Source organism: Streptomyces sp. NPDC031466 (assembly GCF_055581265.1).
In genome coordinates this window covers 644848-655575 of sequence record NZ_JBVIJT010000001.1, presented here as the reverse complement: position 1 = coordinate 655575, position 10728 = coordinate 644848, and the positions used below count along the sequence as shown (strand labels likewise).

The following is a 10728-nucleotide window of genomic DNA, read 5'->3' as shown; positions in this document are numbered from 1 at the left end:
TCCCCGAAAACCTCACCCGTCCCGGGCCAGCAGCATCCGTTGGAGTTCCCGCGCCGCCCGCGGCGGGGCCACGTCACTGCGGTGCGCGAGGGCGATCGTCCGGTGCAGGCTCGGGCCGGCCAGCGGGGTCACCCGCAGGTCCGAGCCCGAGCGTTCGGCCACCATGCGCGGGACGACCGCCACGCCGAGCCCCGCCCGCACGAAGCCGAGCACCGCGTCCATCTCACCGCCCTCCACGGCGAACTCGGGCTCGAACCCCTCGGCGCGACAGGCGGCGACGGTCAGCTCCCGCAGGTCGTAGCCGTGGCGGAACATCACGAGGCGCTCGGCCGCGAGATCCGCGATCCGCACGGTGGCGCCCAGCGCCCGGGCCCGCGGGGACGACACCACGACCAGGTCCTCGCGCAGCAGTTCCACGGTGGTCAGCGCGGGCGCCGGGCCGGGCAGCGGAAGCACCACCAGCGCCAGGTCCAGCGCGCCGCGCGCCAGCGCCCGTACGAGGTCGTGCGATCCGCTCTCCTCGATGAGGAGCTGGATCCCCGGATGCCGGTCGTGGAAGGCGCGCAGCACCTGCGGGAGCAGCCCCGTGCACACACTGGGGGTCGCGCCGAGCCGGATGCGGCCCCGGCGCAGCCGCGCCAGCTCCTGGACCTCGATCCGGGCGGTGTCCGCGTCCGCGAGGATGCGGCGGGCCAGGGGCAGCAGCGCCTCGCCCGCGTCGGTCAGCGTGATGTTGCCGCGGGCCCGGCTGAACAGCTCCGCGCCCAGCTCCTTCTCCAGGGCCCGGATCTGTTGCGACAGGGAGGGCTGGGAGACATGGACCTTCTCCGCCGCCCGCGTGAAGTGCCGTGTCTCGGCGACCGCGACGAAGTAGTGCAGCTGCTGGAATTGCATGCCCGCACTGTACGTTGTGCATAGGCACAGGCTATCGAGATGAGCAGAACCATCTCTTGGACCGATCGGGGCCTTCGGCCGTAGCGTCACCGGCATGGCTCTGGCAACGCGGACGGACAAACGGCCGTCCATGACCCGCACGCTCTGGGACTCCACCGTCGGCAAGAAGACCGTCATGGCGGTCAGCGGTCTGATCATGCTGCTCTACCTGGTCGCGCACATGGTGGCCAACCTCAAGATCTTCTTCGGACCGGAGGAGATCAACCACTACGCCCACTGGCTGCGCACCGTCGGCGCGCCGTTCATGCACCGCGAGTGGACGCTCTGGCTGATCCGCGTGGTCCTCGTCGCCGCCGTCGTCGCACACGCCACGTCCGCCTACCAGCTCAGCCGCCGCGACATCCGGGCGCGCCCCACCCCGTACGTCCACAAGCGGGCGCGGGCGAGCTTCGCGACCCGCACCATGCGCTGGGGAGGCGTCATCCTCGCTCTCTTCATCGTCTGGCACGTCCTCGACCTGACGACCGGCACCGTGCACCCGGGTGGCTACGAGCACCTGCACCCGTACCAGAACGTCATCGACACCTTCTCGACCTGGTACGGCAACGTCATCTACATCGTCGCCGTCGTCGCCCTCGGCCTGCACGTGCGGCACGGCCTGTGGAGCGCCGCGCAGACCCTCGGCGTCGGCACCGCCACCCGCGACCGCGTCCTCAAGCCCCTGGCGGGCGGCCTCGCCCTGGTGCTGACCGTCGGCTTCGTCTCCGTACCCGTGGCCGTCATGACCGGACTGGTGAGCTGACCCATGAACCACTTCAGTGAGTACCGCGCGTACGCGACCGGTGAACCGCTCGTCGACACCAAGGCCCCGAGCGGACCGATCGCCGAGCGCTGGGACACCCGCCGCTTCCAGGCCAAGCTGGTCAACCCCGCCAACCGCCGCAAGCACACCGTGATCGTCGTCGGCACCGGACTGGCCGGCGGCTCCGCCGGGGCCACCCTCGCCGAACAGGGCTACCACGTCGTGCAGTTCTGCTATCAGGACTCACCGCGCCGCGCCCACTCGATCGCCGCGCAGGGCGGCATCAACGCCGCGAAGAACTACCGCAACGACGGCGACTCCGTCCACCGCCTCTTCTACGACACCGTCAAGGGCGGCGACTTCCGTGCCCGCGAGTCCAACGTGCACCGTCTCGCGCAGATCTCCGTCGAGATCATCGACCAGTGCGTGGCGCAGGGCGTGCCGTTCGCCCGCGAGTACGGCGGACTGCTCGACACCCGCTCCTTCGGCGGCGTCCAGGTGTCCCGCACCTTCTACGCGCGCGGCCAGACGGGCCAGCAGCTCCTGCTCGGCGCCTACCAGGCACTGTCGCGGCAGATCGCCGCCGGCAACGTCGAGATGCATCCGCGCACCGAGATGCTGGATGTGATCGTCGTCGACGGGCGGGCCCGCGGCATCGTCGCCCGCGACCTGATCACCGGCAGGATCGACACCTACTTCGCGGACGCCGTCGTGCTGGCCACCGGCGGCTACGGCAACGTGTTCTACCTGTCGACCAACGCCATGAACTCCAACGCCACCGCCGTCTGGCGCGCCCACCGGCGCGGCGCGTACTTCGCCAACCCCTGCTTCACCCAGATCCACCCCACCTGCATCCCGCGCACCGGCGACCACCAGTCCAAGCTGACGCTGATGAGCGAGTCCCTGCGCAACGACGGCCGCATCTGGGTGCCGCGGGCCAAGGGCGACCGGCGCCCGCCGAACGAGATCCCCGAGGACGAGCGCGACTACTACCTGGAGCGCATCTACCCCTCCTTCGGTAACCTCGTGCCCCGCGACATCGCCTCGCGCGCCGCGAAGAACGTGTGCGACGAGGGCCGGGGAGTGGGCCCCGGCGGTCAGGGCGTCTACCTGGACTTCGCCGACGCCATCCGGCGGATGGGCAAGCAGAAGGTCGAGGAGAAGTACGGCAACCTCTTCGACATGTACGAGCGGATCACCGCCGAGAACCCGTACGAGGTGCCCATGCGGATCTACCCCGCCGTGCACTACACGATGGGCGGACTGTGGGTCGACTACGACCTCCAGACCACCGTCCCCGGGCTCTTCGCCGTCGGCGAGGCCAACTTCTCCGACCACGGCGCCAACCGGCTCGGCGCGAGCGCCCTCATGCAGGGCCTCGCCGACGGGTACTTCGTCCTGCCCTCCACCATCAACGACTACCTCGCCCGCAACCCCCACCAAGGCGACATCGACGCCGAACACCCCGTCGTCCAGGAGGTGCTGGCCGACACCGAGGACCGCCTGAACCTGCTCCTCGCCGTCGACGGCGACCGCACCCCCGACTCCTTCCACCGCGAACTCGGCGAGGTGATGTGGGAGTTCTGCGGCATGGCCCGCACCGAGAGCGGCCTGCGCAAGGCATTGGAGCGCATCCCGCGGATCCGCGAGGAGTTCTGGCGCCGCGTCAAGGTCCCCGGCACCGGAGCCGAGTTCAACCAGTCCCTGGAGAAGGCCAACCGCGTCGTGGACTACCTGGAACTCGCCGAGCTGATGTGTCTCGACGCCCTGCACCGCGCCGAGTCCTGCGGCGGCCACTTCCGCGAGGAGTCCCAGACCCCCGACGGCGAGGCCGCCCGCCGCGACGAGGAGTTCTCCTACGCCGCCGCCTGGGAGTTCACCGCCACCGGCGAGGCCCCCGTCCTGCACAAGGAAGACCTCGTCTTCGAGTACGTCCACCCCACCCAGCGGAGCTACGCATGAAGCTCACCCTGCGCGTCTGGCGCCAGAAGAACGCCGACGCCGACGGCGCGATGTCCACGTATGAGGTGGACGGCATCTCCTCGGACATGTCCTTCCTGGAGATGCTCGACACGCTCAACGAAGAGCTGATCGTCAAGGGCGAGGACCCCGTCGCCTTCGACCACGACTGCCGCGAGGGCATCTGCGGCGCCTGCTCGCTCGTCATCAACGGCGACGCGCACGGCCCCGAGCGGACCACGACCTGCCAGCTCCACATGCGGTCCTTCGCCGACGGCGACACCATCGACGTCGAGCCGTGGCGCGCCGCCGCCTTCCCGGTCGTCAAGGACCTCGTGGTGGACCGCTCGGCCTTCGACCGGATCATCCAGTCCGGTGGCTACATCAGCGCCCCGACGGGCTCCGCGCCCGACGCGCACGCGACCCCCGTGCCCAAGCCGGACGCCGACGCCGCCTTCGAGCACGCCGAGTGCATCGGCTGCGGGGCGTGCGTGGCGGCCTGCCCCAACGGGTCGGCCATGCTGTTCACCTCCGCCAAGGTCAACCATCTGAACGTGCTTCCGCAGGGCGCGCCCGAGCGGGAGACCCGCGTCCTGGACATGGTGGCGCAGATGGACGAGGAGGGTTTCGGCGGCTGCACGCTGACCGGCGAGTGCGCCTCCGCCTGCCCCAAGGGCATCCCGTTGCCCTCCATCTCCGCGATGAACAAGGAGTGGCTGCGAGCCACCCGGAGGGTGAGCCGGTAGCACTTTCGCAGGGGCCCGCGTCCCTTTACGGTGCCTGGCCCAGTGCCCGGGCCAAGTACGGGGCGGTGCGGCTGCCCTCCGCCCGGGCCACGTCCCTGGGCGGGCCCGCGGCGACGATCCGTCCGCCGCTGTCGCCGCCGTCCGGGCCCAGGTCGATCACCCAGTCCGCGCCCGCTACCACCGCCATGTCGTGCTCGACGACGACCACCGAGTTCCCGGCGTCGACCAGTTCGTGCAGGCGGTGCGTGAGCACCTCCACGTCGGCGGGGTGCAGGCCGGTCGTCGGTTCGTCGAGGAGATAGAGCGTGTGGCCACGCCGCACCCGCTGCAACTCGCCCGCCAGCTTGATCCGTTGGGCCTCGCCGCCCGACAGCTCCGTGGCCGGCTGGCCGAGCCGCAGATAGCCGAGCCCGACATCCAGGAGCGTGCGCAGACTGCGCAGCACGGGCGGGGTGTCCGCGAAGAACTCCGCGGCCGCCTCGACCGTCAGGTCGAGGACCTGGGCGATGCTCCTGCCCAGGTACGTCACTTCGAGCGTCTCGGGGTTGTAGCGGGCCCCCGCGCAGTCCGGGCAGGGCGCGTACGTGCTCGGCAGGAAGAGCAGCTCGACGCTGACGAACCCCTCGCCCTGGCAGGTCTCGCACCGGCCGCCCGCCACGTTGAAGGAGAACCGCCCGACGCCGTACCCGCGCTCGCGCGCCGCGTCCGTGCCCGCGAAGATCTTGCGCACGACGTCGAAGAGACCGGTGTACGTGGCGAGGTTGGAGCGCGGGGTGCGCCCGATCGGCTTCTGGTCGACGCGGACCAGCCGGCCGACTCCCGGCAGCTCCTCGCTGATCTCGCCGACGAGTGTGGTCTTGCCGGAACCCGAGACGCCCGTGACGGCGGTGAAGGCGCCCAGAGGCAGCTCCGCCGTCACCCCGCGTACGTTGTGCCGCGTGACCGGGCCGACCTTCAGCCAGCCCCGGGGCGTACGCCTTTGGCGTACCGGAGCCGGAGCGCGGCCGAAGAGGAAACGGGCCGTCGCGGACTCCTCGACGCCCTCCAGTTCGGCCACCGGGCCGCTGTGCAGCACCCGCCCGCCGTGCTCGCCCGCCTGCGGTCCGACATCGACGAGCCAGTCCGCGTGCCGCACGACATCGAGATGGTGCTCCACGACGAAGACGGTGTTCCCGGCGGCCTTGAGACGGTCGAGAACCGTCAACAGGGCCTCGGTGTCCGCCGGGTGGAGGCCGGCCGACGGTTCGTCCAGGACGTACACCACACCGAAGAGCCCCGACCGGAGCTGCGTCGCGAGCCGCAGACGCTGGAGCTCGCCCGCCGACAGGGTGGGAGTGGCGCGGTCCGGGCTGAGATAGCCGAGTCCGAGTTCGGTGACGGTCGCGATACGGGCCAGCAGATCATCGGTGAGCACGCGCGCCGTCCGTGACGAACCGGCCCCGCTTTCCAGGACTTCGGCCAGGTCCGACAGGGGCAGCGCGGCCAGCTCGGAGATCGTCCGGCCCGCGAACGTCACGGCAAGCGCCTCGGGGCGCAGCCTGTTCCCGGCGCACACCGGGCAAGGGGCGCTGGTGAGAAACCGTTCCGCCTTGGCGCGCAGCGTCCGGCTCTTGGAGTCCGAGAAGGTCTTCATCACATAGCGCCGGGCGCTCATGTACGTGCCCTGGTACGGGCGTTGGATCCGCCCCGCCTCGCGCACCGGGTGCACGGTCACCACCGGCTGCTCGTCGGTGAACAGGATCCACTCCCGGTCGGCCGCCGCCAGCTCACGCCACGGGCGGTCCACGTCGTAGCCCAGCGCGTCCAGGACGTCACGGAGGTTCTTGCCCTGCCAGGCGCCGGGCCAGGCGGCGATCGCCCCCTCGCGGACGGACAGCGAGGGATCGGGGACCAGCAGCTCCTCAGAGGTGCGGTGCACCCGGCCGAGGCCATGGCACTGCGGGCACGCGCCGGCCGCGGTGTTCGGCGAGAAGGCGTCGGAGTCGAGCCGCTCGGCGCCCTCGGGGTAGCGGCCCGCACGGGAGAAGAGCATCCGTAGCGAGTTGGACAGGGTGGTGACCGTGCCGACGGAGGAGCGCGCGCCCGGCGCCGACCGGCGCTGCTGGAGCGAGACCGCGGGCGGCAACCCCGTGATCTCCCCGACCTTCGGGGCGCCCACCTGGTGGATGAGACGCCGGGCGTACGGCGCGACGGACTCGAAGTAGCGCCGCTGGGCCTCGGCGTAGATCGTCCCGAAGGCGAGCGAGGACTTGCCGGACCCCGAGACGCCGGTGAAGACGGCGAGGACGTCGCGCGGGATGTCCACGTCGACACCCCGGAGGTTGTGCTCCCGGGCACCCCGGACGCGTACGTACGGGTCGTGGGGGCTGTGCATGGGCGGGCTCCGTACGCGGCTCGGGGACAAACCCCACAATTTTACCTCCCCGCGGCGCGGAGGACCCGCGCACCCCTCACGCGCCGGAGCCCGACCAGGTCTATCCGGGTGCCGAGGGCCCTTGTTAGGGTGTGCGCTCTTGCGGCGGCGTCAGGCGGTGGGGGACATGGCTTCGGGTACGGGCACGATTCTCAAGTTCGACGAGACACGCGGTTTTGGATTCATCGCGGCGGACGACGGGGGCGAGGACGTCTTCTTGCACACGTCGGTCTTCGCGGGCGATCCCGGGGCCCTCGTCCCCGGGGCGCGCGTCGAGTTCCAGATCATCGCCAACGACCGCGGCCGCAAGGCCTTCGCGGCACACCTCACGGACCACGTGGCGCCGACCGCGCCCGCCGCCGACGGACACGCGACGCCGGCGGCCGGGGACGAGGGCGTGTGCGACGTCCTGTCGCGGGCCGAGTTCACCCACGAGATCACCGAAGCCCTGCTGTCCGCCGCGCCCGACCTGACGGGCGAGCAGATCGTGCGCGTCCGCGCGAGGTTGCTGGAGTTCGCCGAGAGGCGGGGGTGGGCGGACTCCTGAGCGGCCTCGCGGCATGAGGTGGCGCGGGCGGGACCTCAGGCGGCCGGGGTCAGCCCCGCCACCTCGGCCAGGTGCCGCAAGGACCGGCTGAGCCCGGCGCGGTCGTACGTACTGGTCGTCACCAGCACCTCCTGCGCGCCGCTCTCCTTGATGACCCGCTCCAGCTCGTCGGCGACCTGCTCGGGCGTGCCGTGCACCTGGCCGCGCAGCCCCGACTCGTAGAAGCCGCGCTCCTTGTCCGTCATGGCCAGCGCCTCCACGCGCTCGGCCGGCGGCAGCGGCGGGAACGTGCCGTGCGTGCGGGAGTACGCCATCGACCAGGCCTCCGGGATGAGCAGCCGGCGGGCCTCCTCCTCGCTGCCGGCGACGGCGACCGTGCCCGCGATCATGACGTACGGCTCGGCCAGCCAGGGCGAGGGGCGGAACGCGCCGCGGTACGTCTCGATGCCGCGCAGCATCTTCCCGCGCCCCTTGATGTCCCCGATGACCAGCGGAAGCCCCGCTTCGGCCGCGATCGTCGCGCCCTCGCCGACGGCGAGCACGTACGGCGGGACCGTGAGCCCCTCCGCCGGGCGGGCGTGGACGCCGGTGCCGGAGGTGCCGCGGAACCAGGCGAGCAGCTCGGTCAGCTGGGCGGCGAAGTCCCGCGCGTCGTGCTTGTCGTGCCCCAGCGCCTTGCGGACCCCGTCCGTGAACCCGACGGAACGGCCGAGGCCCATGTCGATCCGGCCGGGGAACAGCGACTCCAGCACCCCGAACTGCTCGGCCACCACCAGCGACCGGTGGTTGGGCAGCATCACGCCGCCCGTGCCGACCCGGATGGTGCGGGTGGCCGCGGCGACCGCCGAGGCGAGGACCGTCGGCGCCGAGCCGGCCACCCCCGGCACGCCGTGGTGCTCGGAAACCCAGAAGCGGTGGTAGCCGAGCGCCTCGGCCTCCTGGGCCAGGCGCACGGTGTCGCGCAGGGCCTCGGACCCGTCGTGCCCCTCACGGGTGCGCGAGCGGTCGAGGACGGAGAACCGGGTTGCCGCGATCACTGAGCTCACACAGGCTTCAACGCCTCACGTCCGCCGTGATTCCCGGCGGCGCTGATTACGCTGGCGCCGTGAGCGACGACAGCAGACCTCTGGCCGTGTTCGACCTCGACGGCACCCTCGCGGACACCGCGCACCGGCAGCGGTACCTGGAGCACGCGCCCCGCGACTGGGACGCGTTCTTCGCCGCGGCGTCCGACGATCCGCCGCTGGCACGGGGCGTGGCGCTGGCCCTGGACAGTACGCGGGAGTGCGAGGTCGTCTACCTCACGGGACGCCCCGAGCGCTGCCGCACGGACACCGAGGAGTGGCTGGCCCGCCAGGGCCTGCCGCCCGGCCGCGTCTGGATGCGCCGCGATGACGACCGTCGGCCCGCCCGCCGCACGAAGCTGGAGATCCTGCGGACCATGGCCCGCGCGCGGGAGGTGCGCGTGCTCGTGGACGACGACGAACTGGTCTGCGCCGAAGCGCGCCGCGCGGGCTTCACGGTCGTACGGGCCGACTGGGCGAGTCCGTCGGGGGAGCTGTGGGACGCCCAGGAACGCGAGGGCCGCACCTGACCGCTCCCTCCGGCGGACAGGCGCCCGGTGCGGCGCCTACGCCTCGTCCTCCAGGCGGAAGCCGACCTTCAGCCCGACCTGGTAGTGCTGGATCTGCCCGTCCTCGATGTGTCCGCGCACCTGCGTGACCTCGAACCAGTCCAGCGAGCGCAGCGTCTGCGAGGCCCGCGCGATGCCGTTGCGGATCGCCTGGTCGACGCCCTCGTGGGAGGTGCCGACGATCTCGGTGACGCGGTAGGTGTGGTCCGACATGAGGGAATTCCTCCCGGCCGTGGGGTGACGTCTTGGAAGTACGCCACTCCACCGTGCACCAGCACATGCCGGCACGCGAGACGGCGTCCGTGACGAAACACCCCTTGACCGGTCCATTGGTACGGACCAAAATCCAGCCAGTACCCGTTCGAGCCATCTGCTCACCCCCCGCGTCGGGCTGCCCCTCCCTGTCCGCAGGCAGAAAGTGACCCACGTGAACCCGCACCGCCGCCCCGCCATGCCCTTGGCCCTCACCCTCTCCTGTGCCGTCCTGCTGGCCGGGTGCGGGCTGCTGCCCGGGCAGGACGAGCCGAGGACCGTCACCGTCTGGCTCATGAGGGGCAGCGCGTCCCCGGAGTTCGTCGAGCGCTTCACCGAGGAGTTCGAGGAGGAGCACGACGACATCGACCTGGACGTCCGGGTCCAGGAGTGGACGGGCATCGGCGCGAAGGTCAAACGGGCGCTGAAGGCGGAGGACGGCACGGGGCCCGATGTCATCGAGGTCGGCAACACCCAGGTCGCGCAGTACGTCGACGAGGGCGGCCTGTACGACCTCACCCTGGAGTCCGCGCGCGACCTCGGCATGGACGACTGGCTGCCCGGCCTCGCCGAGCCGGGCCGCTACGACGGCGCCCAGTACGGCATTCCCTGGTACGCGGCCAACCGCGTCGTCATCTACGACAAGGACCTCTTCGAGAAGGCGGGCATCACCCGGCCGCCGCGCACCCGCGAGGAGTGGCTCGCGGACACGGAGAAGCTCAACACCGGAGGCGACCAGGGCATCTACCTCGCGGGCCAGGACTGGTACACCCTCGCCGGATTCATCTGGGACGAGGGCGGCGACCTCGCCAAGGAGACCAAGGAGTCCTCCGGCGACTGGCGCGGCAGCCTGCATACGGGCCCCGCGCTGCGCGGCATGGCGTTCTACCAGCGCCTCCAGGCCCTCGGCCGGGGCCCGCGCGACGCCGACGAGGAACACCCGTCGCAGGCCGGGGTGTTCGCGGGCGGCGGCGTCGCCCAGATCATCGCGGTGCCCGGCGCGGCCCGGGCCATCGAGGAGAAGAACCCCCGCCTGAAGGGCAGGCTCGGCTACTTCCCGATCCCCGGCAAGAAGGCGGGCAGGCCCGGCGCGGTCTTCACCGGCGGCTCCGACCTCGTCGTTCCCGAACGCGGCGACGACCACAAGGGCGCCGTCGAGGTGATCGAGGCCCTGGCCGGCAAGAAATGGCAGACCGACCTGGCCAGGACCATGAACTACGTGCCCAACAAGGCGAAGCTGGCCCCCGCCGTCGCCGGCGAGGAGGGCGTCGCCGCGATGGCCGCCGGCGCGGCGAACGGGCGGGCGACGCCCAACTCGCCGCGCTGGGCCGCCGTCGAGGCCGACAACCCCATCAAGGAGTACATGACGGCGGTCCTGACGGGCGGCGACCCGGCCACCGAGGCCCGTGCGGCCTCCCGTGAGATCACCAGGGCGCTGAACATCAGCGGACTGTGACCGGGGGGCCGCCCCGCGCGGCCGGT

Annotated in this window: 10 protein-coding genes; 6 read left to right on the top strand and 4 right to left on the bottom strand. The window is 71.6% G+C overall.

Annotated features, from left to right (window positions below; genetic code table 11):
• Window positions 1-12: 12 nt before the first annotated feature.
• Entirely contained in the window at window positions 13-894 is an 882-nt protein-coding gene (locus tag ACZ5GP_RS02355; protein ID WP_468748969.1) for a LysR family transcriptional regulator, read from the bottom strand.
• A gap of 94 nt (window positions 895-988) precedes the next feature.
• On the opposite strand from ACZ5GP_RS02355, the gene ACZ5GP_RS02350 reads away from it, so the two are divergent.
• Genes ACZ5GP_RS02350 through ACZ5GP_RS02340 form a run of 3 tightly spaced genes read left to right on the top strand, consistent with a single transcriptional unit; the run spans window position 989 to window position 4401 of the window.
• On the top strand, window positions 989-1696 hold the full coding sequence (locus ACZ5GP_RS02350; RefSeq protein ID WP_468748968.1) for a succinate dehydrogenase: 708 nt from the start codon (window positions 989-991) through the stop codon (window positions 1694-1696).
• Window positions 1697-1699: 3 nt separating this feature from the next.
• Entirely contained in the window at window positions 1700-3658 is a 1959-nt protein-coding gene (locus tag ACZ5GP_RS02345; RefSeq protein ID WP_468748967.1) for a fumarate reductase/succinate dehydrogenase flavoprotein subunit, read from the top strand.
• Window positions 3655-4401: a succinate dehydrogenase/fumarate reductase iron-sulfur subunit gene (locus tag ACZ5GP_RS02340; RefSeq protein WP_468748966.1), complete on the top strand. Its 747-nt coding sequence runs from the start codon at window positions 3655-3657 to the stop codon at window positions 4399-4401. Before ACZ5GP_RS02345 ends, ACZ5GP_RS02340 begins: the two co-directional genes overlap by 4 nt.
• Window positions 4402-4426: 25 nt before the next feature.
• Here the strand turns inward: ACZ5GP_RS02340 and ACZ5GP_RS02335 are convergent, their stop codons facing one another.
• Window positions 4427-6775 (bottom strand): ATP-binding cassette domain-containing protein, encoded by a 2349-nt coding sequence (locus ACZ5GP_RS02335; RefSeq protein ID WP_468748965.1) that lies wholly within the window; start codon window positions 6773-6775, stop codon window positions 4427-4429.
• 166 nt (window positions 6776-6941) lie between these two features.
• Between ACZ5GP_RS02335 and ACZ5GP_RS02330 the strand changes: the two genes are divergently transcribed.
• Window positions 6942-7361, top strand: coding sequence for a cold shock domain-containing protein (locus tag ACZ5GP_RS02330; protein ID WP_468748964.1), 420 nt, complete (start codon window positions 6942-6944; stop codon window positions 7359-7361).
• A gap of 35 nt (window positions 7362-7396) precedes the next feature.
• Here the strand turns inward: ACZ5GP_RS02330 and ACZ5GP_RS02325 are convergent, their stop codons facing one another.
• Window positions 7397-8407 carry an LLM class flavin-dependent oxidoreductase gene (locus tag ACZ5GP_RS02325; protein ID WP_468748963.1) on the bottom strand — a complete coding sequence of 337 codons (1011 nt, stop codon included), beginning with the start codon at window positions 8405-8407 and terminating at the stop codon, window positions 7397-7399.
• 59 nt (window positions 8408-8466) lie between these two features.
• On the opposite strand from ACZ5GP_RS02325, the gene ACZ5GP_RS02320 reads away from it, so the two are divergent.
• The gene (locus ACZ5GP_RS02320; protein ID WP_468748962.1) at window positions 8467-8955 is read left to right on the top strand and encodes a phosphatase domain-containing protein; all 489 of its coding nucleotides are present in this window, start codon (window positions 8467-8469) and stop codon (window positions 8953-8955) included.
• Between the two features lie 36 nt (window positions 8956-8991).
• Here the strand turns inward: ACZ5GP_RS02320 and ACZ5GP_RS02315 are convergent, their stop codons facing one another.
• Window positions 8992-9207 carry a dodecin gene (locus ACZ5GP_RS02315; RefSeq protein ID WP_358586921.1) on the bottom strand — a complete coding sequence of 72 codons (216 nt, stop codon included), beginning with the start codon at window positions 9205-9207 and terminating at the stop codon, window positions 8992-8994.
• A gap of 238 nt (window positions 9208-9445) precedes the next feature.
• Between ACZ5GP_RS02315 and ACZ5GP_RS02310 the strand changes: the two genes are divergently transcribed.
• Window positions 9446-10702, top strand: coding sequence for an extracellular solute-binding protein (locus ACZ5GP_RS02310; RefSeq protein WP_468749072.1), 1257 nt, complete (start codon window positions 9446-9448; stop codon window positions 10700-10702).
• The last annotated feature ends 26 nt before the right edge of the window (window positions 10703-10728 follow it).